The sequence below is a fragment of the Candidatus Palauibacter sp. genome, assembly GCF_965213655.1.
In the GTDB taxonomy this organism is placed as follows: domain Bacteria; phylum Gemmatimonadota; class Gemmatimonadetes; order Palauibacterales; family Palauibacteraceae; genus Palauibacter.
Genome location: NZ_CBDBZT010000003.1, coordinates 2,639,579 through 2,659,840, shown reverse-complemented (window position 1 = coordinate 2,659,840; position 20,262 = coordinate 2,639,579). Strand labels below are relative to the sequence as shown.

Sequence of the window (20,262 nt, the reverse complement as noted above, 5' to 3'; positions counted from 1 at the left end):
CGGACCCAGCCGAGGACCGGAGCCCGATGGCGGAGATGACGGAGATGACGGAGGCGACGCGCGCGACGGGTGTGCTCGCGTCCAACCGTCCCTCCGGAGGCGACGCCGATACCGGAGCGGGCGACGGTGCGGAGGCGGGCCGCTGGGATCTCGAGGCGATCCGGGCCCAGTTCCCCATCCTCTCGCGGGAGGTCAACGGCCACCCTCTGGCCTATCTCGACAACGCCGCAAGCTCGCAGCAGCCGCTACGGGTTCTGAACCGGGTCGAGCGCTATCTGCGCGAGCAGCACGCCAACGTGCACCGCGGCGTGCATCAGCTCAGCGCGGAGGCGACGGAGGCCTACGAGGACGCGCGGCGCTCCGTGGCCGCGCATGCCGGTACGGCGGACCCGGCAGAGATCGTGTTCACGCGCGGCACGACGGAGGCGGTGAACCTCGTCGCGTCGAGTTGGGGGGATGCGTTCGTCGGCGCGGGCGACGGAATCGTGCTCACGAAGATGGAGCACCACTCGAACCTCGTGCCGTGGCAACTGCTCGCAGACCGCACCGGGTGCGACCTCCACTTCGTCGACGTGACCCCCGGGGGCACCCTCGATCTGGACGACTTCGACCGGCTCCTCGAGAAGCGACCCCGGCTGGTCGCGTGCACCCACGTCTCCAACAGCCTCGGGACCCTCAATCCGGTCCGGGAGATCGTGGACCGGGCGCACGCCGCCGGCGCGTTGACGCTCATCGACGGAGCGCAGGCCGCGCCCCACATGCTGACCGACGTGGCCGGGATCGGGTGCGACTTCTACGCGTTCAGCAGCCACAAGATGTGTGGTCCGACCGGGGTCGGGGCATTGTGGGCCAGACGCGAGCTGCTGGCGGAGATGCCTCCGTACCAGGGCGGGGGCGAGATGATCTCGGAGGTGAGGCTCGAGGGGTCTTCCTGGGCGCAGGTGCCGCACAAGTTCGAGGCCGGGACCCCCAACATCTCGGGCGTCGTCGGCTTCGGCGAGGCCGCCCGCTTCCTCGCGGACCTGGGGCCCGAGGCGATCGCGTCGCATGAGAACACCCTGAAGAGCGCCGCCCTCAACCGACTCGGGGAGATCGAGGGGCTTCACCTGTACGGCCCGCGCGAGGGGCGGACCGCGGTCTTCTCCTTCACGTACGGCGACATACATCCGCATGACCTTTCCACGATCCTCGACCAGCGGGGCATCGCGATTCGGGCGGGGCACCACTGCAATCAGCCGCTGATGGACCACTACGGGATCAGCGCCACGGCCCGCGCGAGCTTCTACTTCTACAATTCGCCGGAGGAGATCGACGCGCTGTGCGATGGCCTTGCCATGGCCGCCGAAGTCTTCGGCGGCATAGCCTGAGCCCATGACCGAATCTCGTCCGGGGACGCCCGGGACCATCGACCGGGAGATCCCTTCTTCGCTCAATCAGCTGTACCAGGAGGTCATCCTCGATCACTACCGGAAGCCGCGGAACAAGGGGCGCCTGGACGAGGCCACGCACGTGATCACGATGAACAACCCCCTCTGCGGCGACGTGATCGAACTCATGTTGCGCGTGGAGGGAGGGAGCATCGCCGAGGTGCGCTTCCTGGGCCGGGGGTGCTCGATCAGCCAGGCGTCGGCGTCGATGCTCACGGGACGCGTGCTCGGGAAGTCATTCGATGAGGCGCTGGAACTCTCCGTAAAGTTCACGCACCTCCTGCACGGCGATGGCGCGCTGTTGTCGGACGACACCCTCGGCGACCTGCGCACGCTTGCGGGGGTTTCGAAGTTCCCGGTCCGCATCAAGTGCGCGCTGCTGGCGTGGAACTGCCTCGAGGAGCTGGGCGACGGGACGGACGCCGACGGCGCCTCCGCGTGAGCCCGGCGACTGCGGACGGAAGCCGCGGCTCGGCGTGACCTCCGGCGGTCCCTCCGCTACCGTCGGCCGCGTGTTGCGGATCGCGGGTGGGGTCTATCACGTGGACGATTCCACGACTGTCGTGCAGGCGTCGCTGCGTGGACGCCTGAAGCGAACGGACTCACGCATCGTCTCGGTCGGCGATCTCGTCGAACTCGAACGGGTCGGCGACGAGATGCGGATCGTCCGTCTCCGTTCGCGAAGCGGCGCGCTGTCCCGGCACGGCGTCTCCAAGCGGCGGGAGCAGGTCATCGTCGCGAATGTGGACCAGGTCGCCGTCGTCGTCTCGGTGACGGCGCCCGATCCCGATTTCCTCATGGTGGACCGCCTCCTCGCGCTGGCGGCGCTGAGCGGGATCGACGCTTTCCTCGTCGTGAACAAGACGGACCTCGCGGACCCCGCGCCGGCCGGGAGCGATCTCGAACACTACGCGACGCTCGGCGTGGAGACGCTGAGGACGAGCATCGAGTCGGGGGAAGGGCTGGAGGCGCTCGCCGAACGCCTCGCGGGCCGGATTTCGGTGCTCAGCGGCCAGTCGGGCGTGGGGAAGTCGAGCCTGTTGAACGCGCTCGTGCCGGAACTCGACTTGCGCGTGGGCGAGATCAGCGAGCGGCGCGGACGCGGGCGGCACACGACGGTGGCGTCGGCGCTCTATCGATACCCGGCGGGCGGCTACGTCGCGGACACGCCGGGCCTCCAGTACCTGGCGCTGTGGGGGCTCGATCCGGCCGAACTTCCGGAGGGCTTCGTCGAGATCGCCGTGGCGGGCGAAGGCTGTCGGTTCGCGGATTGCCGCCATCGAGTGGAGCCGGATTGCGCGGTGGTCGCAGCGGTGGAGGGCGGGACGATCGAACGGCGTCGGCTGGAGAGCTATTTGCGGCTGCTCGACGAAGCGGAGAAGGCCCGCTGAACGGGGACTGGAGCGCCGGCTGGGTCGCGCGCCGACTGGCGGCGGCGGGCCACACCGTCGTCGAGCCGGGAGCGGCGGAGCGACACGCGGCCGTAACTCTCGTTGTCCGTCCGCGCGGCGGTGAACTGGAGGTCCTGTTCGTCCGGCGGGCGGACGTTCCGGGCGACCCGTGGTCGGGCCACATGGCGCTCCCCGGGGGACACCGTGACGCCGCCGATGCGGATCTCCTGGAGACGGCGCGCCGCGAGACGCGCGAGGAAGTGGGGCTCGATCTCCCGCGCAGCGCGTTCCTGGGGCGGCTCAACGACCTGCACCCCGTGACGCGCCGGATCCCGTCGATCCTCATCTCGCCCTTCGTTGCGTGGCACGAGGCGGACGTGAGGGTTTCGACGAACGCCGAGGTGCAGTACCACATCTGGGCCCCGCTCGGGGCGCTGCGCGACCCCGCCCGGCGTTCCGAGGTCCGTTACCCCGATGGTGGCCGAGAGCACATCTGGCCTTCCATCTTGTACGAGGGCGACACCATATGGGGGCTCACGCACCGGGTCGTCATGAACTTCCTCGACATCTTCATGGAGAGAACCAGCCAATGAGTGACGTCGTCTACCGTTCGCATGTGAAGATCGTGCGGCAGAAGGGGCCGTACCGCACGGCGGAGATCCCGGCCACGGACGCGCCGGTCGACTTCGGTGTCCACTCCGCGATCGCCGCGTACTACGGGGTCCGCAATCAGCGGGACATCGCCACCACACTCGACTACGTGATCGCCGCGACCGGCGGCTGACTGGCCGGAACCTTCGGGGGCGCGCTGGAAGCGCGCGGCGTAAAGGCAGACGAGGGACGGCTGGTGGCGAACGTGGAGGGCGAGGTCGAGACGGAGGACGGAGTGCTCGTGATCCGACGGATCCGGGCCCGGTATCGTCTCCAGGCGGACGAGGAACACGCCGATGCGATCCGGCGCGCGTTCGAAGCCCATCCGCCGAAGTGTCCGGTCTACCGTACGCTTTCCGGCTGCATCGACATCACAACGGAGCTCGACATCGTACCTATCGCCTGACCTCGCGGCGGCGGCTCAGGGCAGATGGTCGCCGAGCCGGCCGTACAGGTCGGCGAGCGCCGCGATTCCCTTGCGGTAGACGCCGAGATCGATCCACTCGTCCGGCGCGTGCATGTTGCATCCCGGGAGCGCGAAGCCGATGAGGAGCGCGGGCGCGTCGAAGGTCTCCTCGAATTCCTGGACGATGGGGATCGAGCCGCCCTCTCGAACGTAGGCGGGCCGGGCGCCGAAACCCGACTCCAGCGCTGCGGAGGCGGCGTCGAAGATGGGATGCCCGGTGTCGGCCACCCACGGCGCGCCGCCGTGTGAGCGCTTGATCTCGACGGTCACGCCCTCCGGCGCCAGCTCGCGCACGCGGGCCTCGAAGGCCTCGATCACCTGTGCCGGGTCCTGATCCGGAACCAGCCGCATCGACACCTTCGCCATCGCCTGCGAGGGGAGGACGGTCTTCGAGCCTTCGCCGGTGAATCCGCTGAGGAGTCCGTTGACGTCGAGCGTGGGACGATACCACAGGCGCTCCAGCGCCGAGAACCCGGCTTCTCCTCCGAGGGCCGGCGCTCCGACGCCCGTCCGCAGCGTCTCTTCGTCCATGGGCAGGCGTTCGAGGTCCGCCCGTTCGCGGGCGCTGATGGGCCGGACGGCGTCGTAGTACCCCGGCACGGTCGCCCGGCCGTGCTCGTCGCGGAGCCCGGCGAGGATGGCGGCCAGGGCGTTGGCGGGGTTCACGACCGCGCCACCGTACGTGCCGGAGTGCAGGTCCGACGCGGGACCGAAGACGTTGATCTCGGTATAGACGATCCCGCGCAGGCCGGTCGTGATGCACGGCAACTCGGGAGAAAACATCCCGGTGTCGCTGACGAGGATCGCATCGCAGGCGAGCCGCTCGGCGTGCTCGTGGAGGAACGCCGCCAGGTGGCGGCTTCCCACCTCCTCCTCGCCCTCGATGACGAGCTTGAGATTCACGGGCACATCCGCCCCGGACGCCAGCCGCGTCTCGAGCGCCTTGATGTGCATGTGGACCTGTCCCTTGTCGTCGATCGATCCGCGCGCGTAGAGGCGGCCGTCGCGAACCTCCGGCTCGAACGGCGGGCTCGTCCACAGTTCGTCCGGCTCCGAGGGCTGCACGTCGTAGTGCCCGTATACGAGCACGGTGGGGGCGTCTTCGGAGTGGATCCGTTCGCCCACAACGATGGGGTGCCCTCCGGTCTGGATGACCTCGGCCTCGGGGACGCCCGCCGCCCTGAGGTGTCCGGCGACCCAGTCGGCGCAGGCGCGGACGTCGCCCGCGTGCTCGGCGTCTGTGCTGATGCTGGGGATTCGGAGGAAGGTCGCCAGCTCGTCGTGAAATCGGGTGAGTTCGCGGTCGATGTAGGCGGCGAAAGCGGACATGGAGCTCCTGGCCGGGTTGCGGGAGTTCAAGGTGCCGGGGCCGGTCCGCGCGTGTGTCCCGAGGATCGGCGTGATCGACTATACGGAGGCGGCGGCCCGCGGCAAGCGGTACGCGGCCCGCGCCTCCCGGCAGTCCGCCGAGGTCAGTCGAAGCGCTGCTCGGTGACGATCGCGCCGACGCGCGCCGACGCATCGAGGCCGAGGAGCCGGCGCAGGCCGGGGAGGCCGGCCAGGGCGACGAGCGCTCCTGCGCCGGCGGCGCCGGACGGGCCCGCGATGATGCGGGCGCCCAGTCGACCGGACGCGAGCGCCTCGGCGCCGGCGGTCCATACGGGTTCCGGGAGCGCGATTGCCGCGTCGAGCAGTGGAGCCAGATAGTCCCAGGCGATCGTCGACGCGACGCCGGCGGCGAGACCGCCCATCGCGGTGTGGAACGGCGGTTCGGCGACGCTCAGCCGGCCGAGTCGCAGGCTCCGGCCGAAGCAGTCGGCCCGCCACGGCTCGACCGCGATGAAGCGCGGCCGCCCCTCGCCGCACACCTGTGCGAAATGCCCGCACACCCCGGTCGCAAGGCCGCCGACGCCCGCCTGCACGAACAGATGCGTGAGCGGCGGCGAGCCGGCCTCCGCGAGGTCGTCGAGCATCTCCGCGGCGAGGAGCGTGTAACCCGCCATGATGCGGCGCGGCGTCTCCTCGTAGCCCCGGTATGCCGTGTCGGAAACGACGAGCCAGCCATTCCGCGCGGCCTCCCGGTCGGTGTGCCCGACGACACCGTCGTACTCGCCGGGTACGCGGACCACCTTCGCTCCGTGTCCCTCGATCGCAAGGGCGCGCGCCGGTATCGCGTCTTCCGGGAGGAAGGTCACGCAGCGGCAGCCGAACTCGGCACTTCCCCACGCCACGGACCGGCCGTGGTTCCCCGCCGAGGCGGTCGTGACCGTGATCTCGGCCGCCAGCGGATGCCCGGCCCGTAGTTCCGCCGTCGTCGGCCGGCTACCGCTGCGGCGCTCGATCTCGTCCTGCAGCGCTCGCAGGACCGCGAACGCCCCGCCGAGCGCCTTGAACGAGCCGAGCCCGAAGCGCGGCGACTCGTCCTTCACCCAGACGGTTTCGACGCCGAGCAACGCGGCGAGGCCCGGCAGTGTTACCATCGGCGTCGGGCCGTACTTGTGCCAGCTTCGGATCACGTCCCGAGCCGCCGCAGCCGCGGCCGGGTCGAGGACCCCTTCCGGGACCGCGCGCCGCAACTGCGGCGAGCGGAGCGAAAGACGGAGCACGCTCATCGTCCGGGGGGGCGGAACTTGAGGGCCGGGCGGTCTCGTCGGCTGGTGTTGGTCGCGCGGCTCTCGGGTATCGGTTTCCCGGCAACCGTCGCCGCAACGTCCTCAACCCGGAGCAAACCCTTGGAACTCGGCCTGTTCTCGATCAGTCTCACGGTAAAGGACCTCACCGCCTCGAAGGCGTTCTATGAGAAGCTCGGTTTCGTGCAGACGGGTGGCGACCCCGAGGCAAACTACCTGATCATGATGAACGGAGGGACGGTGGTCGGCCTTTTCCACGGCATGTTCGAGAAGAACATCCTCACCTTCAACCCGGGTCTCACGCTTGAGGGCAAGCCGATGGAGTCCTTCACGGATGTCCGTGAGATCGAGCTGACGCTCCGTGAACAGGGGGTGGAGGTCTCGCACGACACCGGGGAGGCGGGCGATTCCGGACCCGCGCACATCGTTCTCGAGGATCCCGACGGGAACCCGATCCTCATCGACCAGTTCTTCTAGCGTAGCCGTCCCTCAAGGAATCCTCGCGTGAAACCCTCTTCGAGCATCGCAGCCGGCCTCGTCGCCGCGGCCTGCCTGGTCGCCGTCCCCCTGACCGCGCAGGAGGTGACGCCCGTCGCCAACGGCAACGGCGCCCTTCGCGTCTTCTTCGATTGCGAGGGCGGCCGAGGGATGTGCGACTTCGACTTTTACCGGCGCGAGATCCCGTACGTGAACTACACGCGCGACCGCGAGGACGCGCAGGTCCATGTCCTGATGACCTCGGAGGGCACGGGCAGCGGAGGCCAGCGCTTCACGCTGGACTTCATAGGCCGGGAGGAGTTCATCGAGGTCACGGACCGGCTCGAAGTCGTGACCCGCGCGAATCTCGCGGTGGAACAGCGACTGACCGAGGTGGCGCACACCCTCGAACTGGGGCTCCTTCGCTACATTGCCCGCACCGGTCAGGCTCCCAGCATCGATATCCACTACGACGGAGCGGAACACGGCGAGATCCCCGCCCGGCCCGAGGACGACCCCTGGAACTTCTGGACCTTCCGGCTGCGCGCCCACGTTGAACTCGACGTCGACGAGCGCACCGAATCGTACGAACTCGAAAGCGGGTTCTCGGCCGACCGGGTCACGGACGCTCTGAAGCTCGAGTTTTCCATCGATGGGAGCTACGACCGGAGTCTCTTCGAGACTTCCGACACCACCTCGGTGACCAGCATCCGCGAGAGCTACGATGCGGAGGGTCTCACCGTGTGGAGCCTGTCGGACCACTGGTCGGCGGGGACCGCGTTCGAGTTGGGGCACTCCAGCTTCGCGAACGAAGACCTGCAACTCCAGGTGGGGCCGGCGCTGGAGTACAATATCTTCCCCTACTCCGAGTCGACCCGCAGGCAGTTCAATTTCCTCTACACGATCGGCCTCCGGTACCACGACTACATCGAGCAGACCGTCTTCCTCAAGGACGAGGAGACCCTCCCCCACCACCGGTTCAGCGTCCGCCTCAGCGTCCGCCAGCCGTGGGGCGAATCGTACGGTTTTCTGACGTTCTCCCAGTTCCTCCACGATCCGTCCAAGAACCGCTTCACGGCTTTCGCCGGGGCTGATTTCCGGATCTTCCGGGGACTGTCGCTGCGGCTGGACGCGAATTACTCCCGCATCCGCGATCAGCTCAACGTACCGGCCGGCGATGCCACGACGGAGGAGGTCCTCCTTCGCCAGCGGATCCTCCAGAGCGGCTTCGAGTATGGCGTGTCGGTGGGCTTCTCCTACACGTTCGGATCGATCTATTCCAACGTCGTGAACCCGCGGCTGGACCGGTTCTAACAGGCCTCGGGTCGGCCCGGGCGAGACGTACCCAGCTACGCGAGGATCTTCAAATGCACCGGACATCACTTACGAGGACCGCCGCATTCCCGGCAGTTGTCGCGGCGTTTGTGTTCTTCACCGCCCCCGTGCCTCTGGCGTCGCAGACGCCCACCGCCCTCATGCGGGGCGTGTCGGCCGAGAAGATCGCCGCGTTGGAAGCGCTCGACGACCTGGCGGACGAGATCCGGGAGATGTCGATGACGCTGTGGGAGTACTCGGAGATCGCGCTGCTCGAGCATCGCTCGGCGGAGTATCTCGCCGGCCTGCTGGCGGCCGAAGGGTTCGAGGTCGAAACCGGTGTCGCCGGCATGCCCACCGCTTTCACGGCGACCTTCAGCCACGGCAGCGGGGGCCCCGTGCTCGGAGTCCTGGCGGAGTACGACGCGCTGCCGGGCGTCGGGAACGAACCGGTGCCGCATCGGCAGTCGCGGGCGGACGGTGTCACGAGCGGGCAGGGCTGTGGGCACAACCTGTTCGGGGCGGGGTCGGTCGGCGCCGCGATCGCGATCAAGCGTGCGATGGTGGATCGGGATATCGCCGGCGAGGTGCGCCTGTTCGGCACGCCGGCGGAGGAGACGGTCGTCGGCAAGGTGTACATGGCCAACGCGGGGGTGTTCGACGGGGTGGACGCGACGCTGGTGTGGCACCCCATGACGGAGACGCGGGTCACGAACGCCTCGACGCAGGCCATGAACAACTTCACGGTGGAGTTCCGGGGTCAGGCCGCGCACTCCGCGGCGGATCCGTGGAACGGGCGCAGCGCGCTCGATGCCGCGGAGATGATGAACTACGGCGCGAACCTGATGCGCGAGCACGTTTATCCCTCGACCCGCATCCACTATGTGATGCCGAACGCCGGTGAGGCGCCGAACGTCGTGCCCGAGTACGCGAAGGTGTGGTACTACGTTCGCGACACGCTGCGGGCGAACGTCGATGAGTACTACGAGTGGCTGCTCGACATCGCCGACGCCGCCGCCCAGGCGACCCGCACCGAGCACGAGGTCTCGCTCATCACGGGCGTCCATGCCCTGCTGCTCAACCGTCCCCTGCAGGAGGCGATGCAGGCCAACCTGGAGGCGGTCGGAGGGCCGCGATTCCCGGATGCCTTCCAGGCCTGGGGCCGTGAGATGCAGGCCGGCCTCGACATCGAGCAGGTGGGACTCGACATCGACGTACAACCGCTCGCGGCCCGCCCGACCCCGGCGCAGGGCGGATCCACCGATGTGGCGGAAGTGAGCTGGCTCACGCCGACGGTCCAGCTCGAAGTGACGTCCGCCCCGAAGGGCGTCCCGTGGCATTCCTGGGCGACGAGCGCTTCGCACGGGACCGAGTGGGCGGCGGCCGCGGCCGATGTGGCCGCGCGGGTCATGGCGATGACGGGCGTGGATCTCCTGACCGACCCCGACCTGCTCGCCGCGGCGAAGGGGGCGCACGGTCGATCCACGGCGGGCCGGCCGTGGCAATCCCCGATCCCGAGGGACCAGAAACCCCCGATCCCGTGACCGCGTGACGAATCCCGTCCTCGGCTTCTTCGCGCCCTGGCTCGTATACACGGGGATTCTCGGGCTCCATGTGGTGCTCCCGGCCCGCAGCATCGAGGGCTACGCGATCGATGGGCGCGGGGAGCGCCTCCGCTATCGAATCAACGGGCTCCTGACCTTCGCGGTCAGCCTCGTGATCTGGGCCATCGCCGGATACAGCGGCGTCCTGCCCTGGGACTGGCTGTGGCAGCACCGTTGGTGGGGCGCGGCGGGGGCCTGCGTGCTCGGCGTGCTGCTATCGCTGGCGGCGATGGCGTGGGCGCCGTCGACCGGCCGCTCGTTCGTCGCCCAGTACTTTTTCGGGCGGGCGGAGAACCCGCGCCTTTTCGGCGGGCGCGCGGATGCCAAGATGGTCCTCTATCTCGTCGGGGCCATCCTGCTCGAACTCAACCTGCTCTCCTTCGTCGCCCACCATGTGCTGGCGTACCCCGGCGATCCCTCCCCCGGCGTCATCCTGTATGCCGCCCTTTTGACCTGGTTCGTGGTCGACTACCTGGTGTTCGAACGAGTCCACCTCTACACGTACGACCTCTTCGCGGAGCGGGTCGGCTTCAAGCTCATCTGGGGCTGCCTGGCCTGGTACCCCTGGTTCTACTGCGTGGGGCTGTGGGCCGTCGCGGCGCTTCCGAATGCGGGGGCGCCCGCGTGGCTCCTTGTCCTCGCGTCCCTGACGTTCTTCGCGGGCTGGACTCTGGCGCGGGGCGCGAACATGCAGAAGTACGCCTTCAAGCGGGATCCCGGCCGTCCCTTCCTGGAGCGGTTCCCGCAGACGTCGATCTCCGACGGCCGGCGGCGCCTTCTGTGCGGCGGTTTCTGGGGCGTTTCCCGACACGTCAACTACCTGGGCGAAATCCTGATGGCGACGGGTCTCGCGCTCTCGCTGGGGCGGCCATCGGAACTTGGCCCCTGGTTGTATCCGCTCTACTACCTGCTGCTCCTCGTCCCGCGAGAGCGCGACGACGATCGGCGTTGCGCGGCAAAGTATGGTGAGCTGTGGGAACGCTACCGCGAGCGGGTCCCCTGGAGGATCGTGCCGCGGCTGTACTAGCGGCTGTACGAGCCGTCCCGGCGGGCTCTCCACCTAACCTCTCTTGCCGGCTGCCTTTACGGATTCCCATGTTCAGAGTCGGCAGGCTCGGTCTCAAGCCTGCGCCAAATCGGGGACGGGACGTGTCAGGGGAGGCCACCCAGCCTCAGGCGGAGGTAACGCCATGAACACGAAGTGCCTCGTCGCATCACTCGCCGGTGCCGTCGTCCTTTTCGTGGGGGGCTACGTACTCTACGAGCTTGTGCTCGGCGGATTCATGGAAGCGAACATGGGCTCCGCCACCGGTGTCATGAAGGAAACCCCCAATTTCCTCTGGATCGCGGTAGGCCAGCTCGCCTCGGGTGGCGTGCTCGCCACGGTCCTCGGCTGGGCGGGCGCGACGGACGCCGCAGGCGGCGCCAAGGCGGGCGCCAAGATCGGCGCACTTCTCGCTGTCGCCTTCGGGTTCGTGATGCTGGGCACGATGAACATCTCGACGCTCACCTGGGCCGTCGTCGATGTCGTCGTCGCCGCAGTCCTGTGGGGCGCGGCGGGCGCTGTGGTCGGCATCATGCTCGGACGCGGCGACTAGCGACCGGCGAATTCCTTCAACCCCTGTCGGCGGGGGGCCGGTCGCCCGGACCGGCTCCCGCTGACGGGGTGCGTGCAGCACCCGCGGCAAGGCGCCCTCCTGGCGCGGCCATCTGGACAGGCCGATGTGGCCGCCTCCACGTTCTCCGACGTCCTTTCGTCCTTCTTCCGCACAAAGACAGAGGTTGCCATGAACCGCGCAGCGCGTTTCAGCCTCCGCTCCTTCGGTTGGCTCGCCGCCGTGATCCTGCTGACGCCCTCCCTCGCCGCGCAGGAGGCCGCCGAAGGCCCGGCGAACTACCGCCTCGCGGCGCGCTTCGCGCCGTACAAGATCCAGGACCTCGTCTACTCCACGTCCGTCAATCCGCGCTGGATCGAGGGGTCGGAGTCCTTCTGGTATGAATGGGAGAGTTCGGACGGCTCCTTCTACTACATCGTGGATCCGGTGGCCGGGACGAAGCGACAGATCTTCGACAACGACCGGATCGCGGCCGAACTCACCCGCATCACGCGCGATCCCTGGGACGGCCAGCACCTCCCGATCCGCTCGATCAAGTTCATCGATGCGAACACGCTCCAGTTCGAGGTCGAGTCCTCTCAGGACGAAGAGGAGGAGGAGACGGAAACGGAGATGGAGGAGCTGGACGAGGAGGAGGAAGAGGGAGAACAGCAGCGCCAGCGCGCCCGGAAGAAGGTGTTCCACTTCGAGTACGACGTGAACACCCGCGTGCTACGCGAACTCGAGGACTGGGAGGCGCCGGACAACCACCCCTCATGGGCCAGCGTGTCCCCCGATGGGCAGACCGTGATCTTCGCCCGCCACCACAACCTGTACATGATGAGCGGGGATGACTACCAGCAGTTTCTCGAGGCGCGGCGAGGCAAGAGCGGGGACGAGGCCGACGAAGCGGAGGAGGGGATCGAGGTCGAGGAGACGCAGCTCACGACGGACGGCGAGGAGCACTACAGCTACGCCGTGTTCGACCGCGGGGACACGGACATCGAGCGGGAGGAGAACGCGGACGAGCGCAAGCGGGTGTCGCTCTCCTGGTCGCATGACTCACGCCGCTTCTCCCTGATACGCCGCGACCGGCGGGAGACGGGAGATCTCTGGGTCATCCACATGGTCGGCAACGAGCGGCCCGAACTCGAGTCCTACAAATACGACATGCCGGGCGAGGAGACCGTGAGTCAGCCCGAACTCCTGATCTACGACCTGCAGGAACGCGGCATGGTCGAAGTCGCGATGCCCGAGGAGTGGAAGGACCACCGACTGTTCACGACCTCTGCGCGCCAGTTCCGCTATCCGGACAGCGAGGAGCCGTTCCGCTCGCTGTGGCTCGCGCCGAACTCGGACGAACTCCACTTCGTGAGGCAGAGCCGCGACCAGCACCGCGTGGACGTGATGGTGGCGGACGCCGCGACGGGCGAGGCGCGCGTGCTGTTCGAGGAGCGGCTCAACACGTACGTGGAGTTCCAGCGGCTCGAACTCCTCGAGTCGGGCGACATGCTGTGGTGGTCGGAGCGGGACGGCTGGGCCCACCTGTACCGCTTCGGGCCGGACGGCACGCTGCGCAACCGCCTCACGGAGGGTCCGTGGTCGGTGCGCCAGGTGGTCGGGCTCGACGAGTCGGCCGGCGTCGTCTACTTCCAGGCCAACGCGCGCGAGGCGGGCGAGGATCCGTATTACCAGCACCTGTACCGGGTGAATCTGGACGGCTCCGGGCTGACGCTGCTGAACCCCGGCGACTTCGATCATCGGGTCGCAATGGGGGAGTCGAACCGCTTTTTCGTCAGCAACTACTCCCGGGTCAACACGACCCCGGCGGCGGCGCTCCATGCGGCGAACGGACGACGGATCATCGACCTCGAAACCGCCGACTTCTCGAAGCTGGAGGAGGCGGGGTACGGCTTCCCCGAACCGTACACGGTGAAGGCGGCCGACGGGGTGACCGACCTGTACGGCGTCATGTACAAGCCGTTCGACTTCGATCCGTCGAAGACGTACCCGGTCGTGGCCTACGTCTACCCGGGGCCGCAGACGGAGGCGGTCGCGAAGTCGTTCTCGACGGCGCGCTACGAGACAGCGCTGGCCCAGTTCGGGATCATCGTGATCACGGTGGGGAACCGCGGCGGCCACCCGGCGCGCTCGAAGTGGTACCACAACTACGGGTACGGGAACCTCCGCGACTACGGGCTGGCGGACAAGAAGACCGCGATCGAGCAGCTCGGCGACCGGCACGACTTCATCGATATCGACCGGGTCGGGATCTACGGCCACTCCGGGGGCGGTTTCATGTCGACGGCGGCCATGCTCGTGTACCCGGACTTCTTCAGAGTCGCCGTCTCATCCTCGGGGAACCACAACAACGACGTCTACAATCAGAACTGGTCGGAGAAGCACCACGGCGTGCGTGAGGTCGTCGACGACAGCGGGAACGTGACCTTCGAGTACGAGATCGAACGGAACTCGGACCTGGCCGCGAACCTCAAGGGGCACCTGCTGCTGACGACGGGGGACATCGACAACAACGTCCACCACGCGGGGACGCACCGCATGGCGGAGGCGCTGATCCGGGCCAACAAGCGCTTCGACTACTTCGTCTTCCCCGGCCAGCGGCACGGCTACGGGGACATGAGCGACTACTGGTTCTGGCTGCGCGCGGAATACTTCGTGAAGCACCTGCTCGGCGACACGCGCTGGACCGTGGACATCACGCAGTTGAACGTGGAGCAGGAGCAGACGGGCGGCCGCTGATCCGGCCGCCCGCCGTCCCCCCCTGTGCCGGGCCCGCGCGGGGGGGGGCCGCCGGCTCCTGGGGGCTGGCTGCTAGGGCACGAGCTTGTTGGCGAAGTCACCGCCCCGGATGATCGTCAGCTTCGCCGGGTCGATGTGCCTCCGCATCGCACCCACGACTTTCTCGGCCGTCAGCGCCTCGATTGCGGCCTCCTGCTCACTCGTGAACGAGAGCGGACGGTCCAGGAACATGTAGTTCGACAGCATGTTCGCGATGACCCCGTCGTTGGAGCGGCTGTTCTGCGCCTGGTCCAGGTAACCCCGCTTGGCACCCTCGAATTCTTCCTGCCCAAAGCCGTCTGCAAGCGTGCGCTCAAGTTCGTCCCGGAACGATTCGGCCACCTTGTCCGCGTTCTCGGGTGCAAAGATGGCGAACGCGAAGAACTGGGCGTTGTCATCGATCGGAGGGGCGCTGTATTGGGAACCCACACCGTACGACAGCCCTTCCTCACCCCGTATGCGACTGAACAGGCGGGAGTTCATACCGCCACCAAGCATGTGGTTGCCGAGCACCAGCGCCGGGTAGTCGGGGTGATCGTCTCGCATCTGAATCGAGATCCCGGCAAGCATGAGGGCGTTCGCTTTGTCGGGGGTCTCAATGTCGAGGCTCAGCGCGTCGACCTCGCGGTACTGGATCGGCACACGGGCGTAGGCTTCACTCGCAGTCCAGTCACCGAACAAGTCCTCGATGAGTGAGCGGATCTCCGTGGCGTTGAAATCGCCGACGACGGACATGGTACCGCCCTGCGCGCCGTAGAAGCTCTCCCAAAAGGCGCTGGCGTCTTCCACTGTCGCGGCCTCGAAGCGCTCGATCTGCTCCTCATAGGTCGGCGCGTAGCGGGGATGATCCGCAGCGTAGTCCGAAAAGTGACGCCCGAAGGCCTGGCTGACGAGGGCCTGCGGCTCCGACATCTGTGACTCGATACCGGCCAGGCGTTCCTCGCGCAGCAACTCGAACTCGTCCGCGTCGAAGGATGGCTGCTGAAGAATCTCGGCGCCGAGCCGCAGGACGGCCGGGAGGTTCTCGCGCACGGTGCTGAACGAACCGCTCGCCGAGAGAATGCTTCCGTTGATGCCGCCCTGCGCCTTCAAACGGTCGAGCTCGTCGGAGATCTCCTGACGCGTGCGGTTCGCCGTGCCGCGCATCAGCATGGAGCCGGCCATCGAGGCTGCGGTGGCCTTCCCCATGAGGGCACGTTCCGTTCCGTGCCGAAGCGAAAAGCTCACGCTCACGGCTTCACCTCGGTTTTCCTTCTGGAGAAACGCAACCTTGAGGCCGCTGGGCAGCTCGAACCGCTCCGTCCGGGCCTCGATGTTCTCGATCGTCGGATCGAACGCCTCTCCCTCCGCCACCGCTTCGCGTCCGGTGTACGAGGCAACCAGCGCCCCGACGTCCGGCGGCGGCGGGATCTCGGCCCGGGCCGGCGTCTCTTCGGCCGGATAGAAGTAACCGATGGTCCGATTGGAGGGCTTCAGGTAGGCCTGCGCGACCTGGTGTACCGCCTCCGGGGTCACGCGCTCGAGGCGATCCCGGTGCAGGAAGAAGAGGCGCCAGTCTCCCATCGAGGCCCACTCGCTCAGCTGCAGCGCAATCCCCTGCGGGTTGTTGAACGCGAGTTCGATGCCGGAGAGATAGTCGGTCTTGGCGCGCTCGACCTCCTCCTCGGTCGGGGGTTCGTCGACCAGCGCCTGGACCGTCTCCAGCAACGTCTCGGCGGCGGTCTCGAGGGAATCCTCCTCGCGCACCTCGGCGGCGGTGAGGAGCATGCCGGGCTCGTTAAGCTGGTAGTTGAAGGCGAAGGCGCCGGCCGCGAGTCCCGGTTCGACGAGGGCCTGGTAGAGGCGTCCGGCCGGACGGGCGGCCAGCACGTGCGTCATCACGTCGACGGCCGCGAACTGCTCGTGCGATCCCGGCGGCATGTGGTACGCCGCCATCACGAGTTGCACGTCGCCGACGCGCCGCAGCGTCACCGTCCGCTCGCCGTCCTGCGCGGGTTCGGCCGTGTAGGTGTGGAAGAGTTGATTGGCTCCAGTGCGGTCCGGCCGCGGGATGCGGCCGAACTTCTCGGCGACCAGCTCCAGCGCGCGCGCAGGTTCGAAGCGTCCGGCCACGACGAGGATCGCGTTGTCCGGCTGGTAGTACTTCCGGTAGAAGGCCTGCAGCCGGTCGATGGGCACATTCTCGAGGTCCGCGCGGGCCCCGATGGTGGAGTTGCCGTAGTTGTGCCAGTCGTACGCGGCTGACATCACCCGCTTCTGGAGCACGCCCTGGGGGCTGTTCTCCCCCGCTTCCCATTCATTGCGGACCACCGTCATCTCGGATTCCAGATCCTCCGCCGCGATGAACGAGTTCACCATCCGGTCCGCCTCGAGATCGAGCGCCCAGTCGAGGTTCTCGTCCGTAGCCGGGAACGTCTCGAAGTAGTTCGTGCGGTCGAACCAGGTGGTGCCGTTGGGGAAGGCGCCGTGCTCGTCGAGTTCCTTCGGAATGTCCGGGTGGTCCGGCGTGCCCTTGAACACGAGGTGTTCGAGGAGGTGGGCCATGCCCGTCTCGCCGTAGCCCTCGTGCCTCGAACCCACGAGATAGGTGATGTTCACCGTGATCTGCTGCTTGCTCTGGTCGGGGAAGAGCAGAAAGCGGAGTCCGTTCTCAAGCTGGTACTCCGTGATGCCTTCAACGCTTGCGACCTCGGTGATGCCCGTGGGGAGCTGGGCCTGAACCGCGCCCGGCGCCACCAGCGCGGACACGAACCCTGCGACCGCCGCGAACCTGCCTTTCTTCTTCATCTCTCTCTCCATCGGATACAACGATTGCGGAGACCGGACCTCCCGATCCCCTCCCGCCCGGCGACAACGGGCCTCCGAAAGCTCGTCATACGGAGGTTCCACCGCGGGGGTTCCGGCTCTGAGCCGGACTCATCACATGTTGTCGATCATGGCCTGGCCGAACTCGCTGCACTTGAGGAGTGTCGCCCCGTCCATCAAGCGCTCGAAGTCGTACGTCACGCGCTTCTCGCTTATCGTTGCGCCCAAAGAAGATACAATGAGGTCGGCGGCCTCGTTCCAGCCAAGGTGCCTCAACATCATCTCGCCGGAAAGGATGACGGAACCGGGGTTCACCTTGTCCTGTCCCGCGTACTTCGGCGCGGTGCCGTGCGTCGCCTCGAAGATCGCGTGGCCGCTCTCGTAGTTGATGTTGGCGCCGGGCGCGATGCCGATCCCGCCCACCTGCGCGGCCAGCGCGTCCGAGATGTAATCGCCGTTCAGGTTCATGGTCGCGATCACGTCATACTCCGCGGGCCGCGTGAGGATCTGCTGCAGGAAGGCGTCCGCGATCACGTCCTTGACGACGATCCCGTCCGGGGTCCGGCACCAGGGGCCGCCGCCGAACTCCTCCGCCCCGAATTCGTCCTTGGCGAGTTCGTAGCCCCAGTCGCGGAAGCCGCCCTCGGTGAACTTCATGATGTTCCCCTTGTGGACCAGCGTGACGCTGCCGGATCCCCGGGCGCGGGCGTACCGGATCGCGGCGCGGACGAGCCGCCGCGTCCCTTCCCTCGAGATCGGCTTCACACCGAAGGAACTGGTCTCGGGGAAACGGATCGTCGAGACGCCCATCTCGTCGCACAGGAAGGCACGCAGACGGCGGGCCTCATCGCTCCCGGCCTCCCACTCGATGCCGGCGTAGATGTCCTCGGTGTTCTCGCGGAAGATCGTCATGTCGACGAGGTCCGGCTGCCGGACCGGAGACGGCACACCCTCGAACCAGCGCACGGGGCGGACGCACGCGAACAGGTCGAGTTTCTGGCGCAGTGCCACGTTGAGCGATCGGATCCCTCCACCCACGGGCGTCGTCAGGGGTCCCTTGATCGCGACGAGGTGATGCCGAATCGCACGCAGCGTGTCCGTGGGGAGCCAGTCCCCGGTGCGGTCGAACGCCTTCTGGCCGGCGAGCACCTCGAACCACACGATCCTGCGGGCGCCGCCGTATGCCTTCTCGACGGCCGCCTCGAAGACCGCGCTCGCGGCGTGCCAGATGTCGGGACCGATCCCGTCGCCTTCGATGAAGGGAATGATCGGACGGTCGGGCACGTCGAGGCGGCTGCCCGCCATGCGGATGTTTTCCCCGCCCGCTGGAGTGGACAGGGTGTCGTATGCGGGAGGCGCGTCGGACATGGGGGTTCTCTCGAATTGGTTCCGGGGATCCTTCTTCGCTCACCGGGATCGGTGGCGGCGGGTGGGGAGAGTACGACCGGCCCTCGCCGCTGACAAACCATATACGGTGTATACGATGACATGTTACGTATACGAATCGCTCGTGGCGGGAGTTCAAGTAGATTCTCAAGGCAGGGCACCTACGGGGGCCGCGACGGAGCGACCCCCGTACATAACGCGTTGCCATTTAATGGCTTACGGGTACGATCTGCAGGCCGAGCAAGAAGGTCAGATCGGTCTCGAGTTGGGGACCGTCGAGGTCGCGGACGAGGGGCAGGAGCACCTCGCCGGCGACCCTGAAGGCCTTGGCTCGGGGGATGTAGAGGCTGAGGCTCAGCCCTCCTTCGACCACGGTGCCGGCACGGAGGTCGGTGCGGGCCGTGGGCACCAGTTGCGGGTTCACGCTCGGCGCGGCGTCTCTCCCGTCGATGTTCCCGGTCCGGGTGGCGACGAGCCGAACCCCGGCCGAAAGGTGGCGCCCCAACAACCGCGCCCACCAGGCGGTGCCCTGCACCTTGTTGCCCAGTGACCAGTCGCGGTCGTTCGTGCCCATGCGCAGCACGGCGTTGCCCTGGGCTCCCCAGGACCAGTCACGGGCCTGGCCCAGCCAGGTAAGGCCGGGGCGGAGATCAAGGGTGCCCGAGCCGATCTGCATGGGGTAGGGGAGTTGGACGTCCATCCCCTGGCTGTTGGGGAGCACATCCATCTCGTCGATCGATCCGGTCGGCAGGCCGACCATGGCGTTCAGATGAAGCGACTGGTTCGCCCAGTCGGCCAGGCCGATCATGGCGCCTACCTTGATGTCACCCATGCCGGCTGACTCGGTCGTGAACGACCCGCCCGCGCGCGTGATGTGGTCCATCGAACTGGAAGTGAAGGGGAGCATCGCCATGAAGGTGATGCGGTCGGACGGCGCGAACATGGCCCCGAACATGTGCATCGTCATGGGCATGCGGGTCGGCGTGACCATGAAACCCCCGCCCGGAGACACGATGTCCGCTTCGGCGACGGGATCCGTGCCGATGCGGCTCCCCTCCATGGTCATCGTCATGTAGCGGTACGAGAGCATCACCTCGCCCGCCTCGTGGCGGTGGTCCGCCATCACGCCGATGGGGGCATGGCTGTCAGCGCGCGAGGCGTTCCACTGCGCGGCGACGGGTGCGGCAAGGACCAGCAGCGCGAACGCGCTGAACGTCATGCACTTCTTCAATTTTCGACTCCTCGTTCGACTGGGGATGCGCGCCGACCGATGTCCGCCGCTGGTGAGCGCGGGCATCGGCTCGGCGACCGGCACGCGTACGCACGCCGACCCTCTGGCCGGCGGGAGTCGCGCTCCCGGGCAACGGTGCGGTTTGTTGTCGAGGAGTCAGGCGGGGGGTGGTTGGCCGAACGGTCTGAGGTAGGCAGCCGGGTCCGGGGCGAGCCGGAGGTAGGGCCGCGTCCCGCGCGATGCGTAGTCTGCAGAGGTGATCTGGGCGGCGCGCGGGGAGGAGGCCACGAGCGCCGGACCACAGCAGGTCAGGCAGGTGCCGAGACAGTCACACGGTCCGCCCGAGTGGGGATGCGAATTCTTGCTGGCGCCGGCGCCATCGGCGTGGGCGTGCCCCGCGCGGCTGTGTGCGGGGGCGGCCTCCGCATGCGTCTCTAGGAGTGTGGCGGTCCGGGGCTCCAGCTCGTCGCCGTGCGCCGCACGATG

18 protein-coding genes are annotated in these 20,262 nt (G+C 67.7%); 13 read left to right on the top strand and 5 right to left on the bottom strand.

What is annotated here, in order from left to right; all coding sequences use genetic code 11:
• Nucleotides 1-35: 35 nt before the first annotated feature.
• From ACOOGH_RS13925 to ACOOGH_RS13900, 6 genes are read left to right on the top strand one after another with little or no spacing between them, the layout of a single operon-like run.
• Nucleotides 36-1,367 (top strand): SufS family cysteine desulfurase, encoded by a 1,332-nt coding sequence (locus ACOOGH_RS13925; protein WP_420450135.1) that lies wholly within the window; start codon nt 36-38, stop codon nt 1,365-1,367.
• A 4-nt stretch (nt 1,368-1,371) separates the two neighbouring features.
• Entirely contained in the window at nt 1,372-1,869 is a 498-nt protein-coding gene (sufU, locus tag ACOOGH_RS13920; RefSeq protein WP_420449487.1) for a Fe-S cluster assembly sulfur transfer protein SufU, read from the top strand.
• 34 nt (nt 1,870-1,903) lie between these two features.
• Nucleotides 1,904-2,818, top strand: a complete 915-nt coding sequence (gene rsgA / locus ACOOGH_RS13915; RefSeq protein WP_420449486.1) for a ribosome small subunit-dependent GTPase A — start codon at nt 1,904-1,906, stop codon at nt 2,816-2,818.
• Nucleotides 2,722-3,411, top strand: a complete 690-nt coding sequence (locus ACOOGH_RS13910; protein WP_420449485.1) for an NUDIX hydrolase — start codon at nt 2,722-2,724, stop codon at nt 3,409-3,411. The genes rsgA and ACOOGH_RS13910 overlap by 97 nt, the downstream gene beginning before the upstream one ends.
• Nucleotides 3,408-3,602 carry a hypothetical protein gene (locus ACOOGH_RS13905; protein WP_420449484.1) on the top strand — a complete coding sequence of 65 codons (195 nt, stop codon included), beginning with the start codon at nt 3,408-3,410 and terminating at the stop codon, nt 3,600-3,602. The genes ACOOGH_RS13910 and ACOOGH_RS13905 overlap by 4 nt, the downstream gene beginning before the upstream one ends.
• On the top strand, nt 3,603-3,875 hold the full coding sequence (locus ACOOGH_RS13900) for an OsmC family protein (protein WP_420450134.1): 273 nt from the start codon (nt 3,603-3,605) through the stop codon (nt 3,873-3,875).
• A 15-nt stretch (nt 3,876-3,890) separates the two neighbouring features.
• Here the strand turns inward: ACOOGH_RS13900 and ACOOGH_RS13895 are convergent, their stop codons facing one another.
• Complete coding sequence (locus ACOOGH_RS13895) at nt 3,891-5,264, bottom strand: dipeptidase (protein WP_420449483.1); 1,374 nt, start codon at nt 5,262-5,264, stop codon at nt 3,891-3,893.
• On the opposite strand from ACOOGH_RS13895, the gene ACOOGH_RS13890 reads away from it, so the two are divergent.
• A complete protein-coding gene (locus tag ACOOGH_RS13890) occupies nt 5,263-5,430 on the top strand; it encodes a hypothetical protein (RefSeq protein ID WP_420449482.1) in 168 nt (55 codons plus the stop codon). The genes ACOOGH_RS13895 and ACOOGH_RS13890 overlap by 2 nt on opposite strands.
• Here the strand turns inward: ACOOGH_RS13890 and ACOOGH_RS13885 are convergent.
• Nucleotides 5,408-6,541 carry a diaminopropionate ammonia-lyase gene (locus ACOOGH_RS13885; RefSeq protein WP_420449481.1) on the bottom strand — a complete coding sequence of 378 codons (1,134 nt, stop codon included), beginning with the start codon at nt 6,539-6,541 and terminating at the stop codon, nt 5,408-5,410. The two genes, ACOOGH_RS13890 and ACOOGH_RS13885, sit on opposite strands and share 23 nt — an antisense overlap.
• Before the next feature lie 126 nt (nt 6,542-6,667).
• Here ACOOGH_RS13885 and ACOOGH_RS13880 point away from each other — a divergent pair, with 126 nt between their 5' ends.
• The 6 genes from ACOOGH_RS13880 (at nt 6,668) to ACOOGH_RS13855 (ending at nt 14,315) form a co-directional block, all read left to right on the top strand.
• The gene (locus ACOOGH_RS13880) at nt 6,668-7,042 is read left to right on the top strand and encodes a VOC family protein (RefSeq protein WP_420449480.1); all 375 of its coding nucleotides are present in this window, start codon (nt 6,668-6,670) and stop codon (nt 7,040-7,042) included.
• A gap of 27 nt (nt 7,043-7,069) precedes the next feature.
• Nucleotides 7,070-8,356 carry a hypothetical protein gene (locus tag ACOOGH_RS13875; protein ID WP_420449479.1) on the top strand — a complete coding sequence of 429 codons (1,287 nt, stop codon included), beginning with the start codon at nt 7,070-7,072 and terminating at the stop codon, nt 8,354-8,356.
• 53 nt (nt 8,357-8,409) lie between these two features.
• Nucleotides 8,410-9,900 carry an amidohydrolase gene (locus ACOOGH_RS13870; protein WP_420449478.1) on the top strand — a complete coding sequence of 497 codons (1,491 nt, stop codon included), beginning with the start codon at nt 8,410-8,412 and terminating at the stop codon, nt 9,898-9,900.
• Between the two features lie 4 nt (nt 9,901-9,904).
• Nucleotides 9,905-10,987, top strand: coding sequence for a DUF1295 domain-containing protein (locus ACOOGH_RS13865; RefSeq protein WP_420449477.1), 1,083 nt, complete (start codon nt 9,905-9,907; stop codon nt 10,985-10,987).
• A 163-nt stretch (nt 10,988-11,150) separates the two neighbouring features.
• Nucleotides 11,151-11,558: a hypothetical protein gene (locus ACOOGH_RS13860; protein WP_420449476.1), complete on the top strand. Its 408-nt coding sequence runs from the start codon at nt 11,151-11,153 to the stop codon at nt 11,556-11,558.
• Nucleotides 11,559-11,747: 189 nt separating this feature from the next.
• On the top strand, nt 11,748-14,315 hold the full coding sequence (locus ACOOGH_RS13855; protein WP_420449475.1) for a DPP IV N-terminal domain-containing protein: 2,568 nt from the start codon (nt 11,748-11,750) through the stop codon (nt 14,313-14,315).
• A gap of 72 nt (nt 14,316-14,387) precedes the next feature.
• On the opposite strand, the gene ACOOGH_RS13850 is transcribed toward ACOOGH_RS13855, so the two are convergent.
• From ACOOGH_RS13850 to ACOOGH_RS13840, 3 genes are all read right to left on the bottom strand, one after another.
• Nucleotides 14,388-17,141 (bottom strand): M16 family metallopeptidase, encoded by a 2,754-nt coding sequence (locus ACOOGH_RS13850; protein WP_420449474.1) that lies wholly within the window; start codon nt 17,139-17,141, stop codon nt 14,388-14,390.
• Nucleotides 17,142-17,273: 132 nt separating this feature from the next.
• Nucleotides 17,274-18,527: an NADP-dependent isocitrate dehydrogenase gene (gene icd / locus ACOOGH_RS13845; protein ID WP_420449473.1), complete on the bottom strand. Its 1,254-nt coding sequence runs from the start codon at nt 18,525-18,527 to the stop codon at nt 17,274-17,276.
• Between the two features lie 226 nt (nt 18,528-18,753).
• Entirely contained in the window at nt 18,754-19,776 is a 1,023-nt protein-coding gene (locus tag ACOOGH_RS13840) for a transporter (protein ID WP_420449472.1), read from the bottom strand.
• Nucleotides 19,777-20,262: the final 486 nt, after the last annotated feature.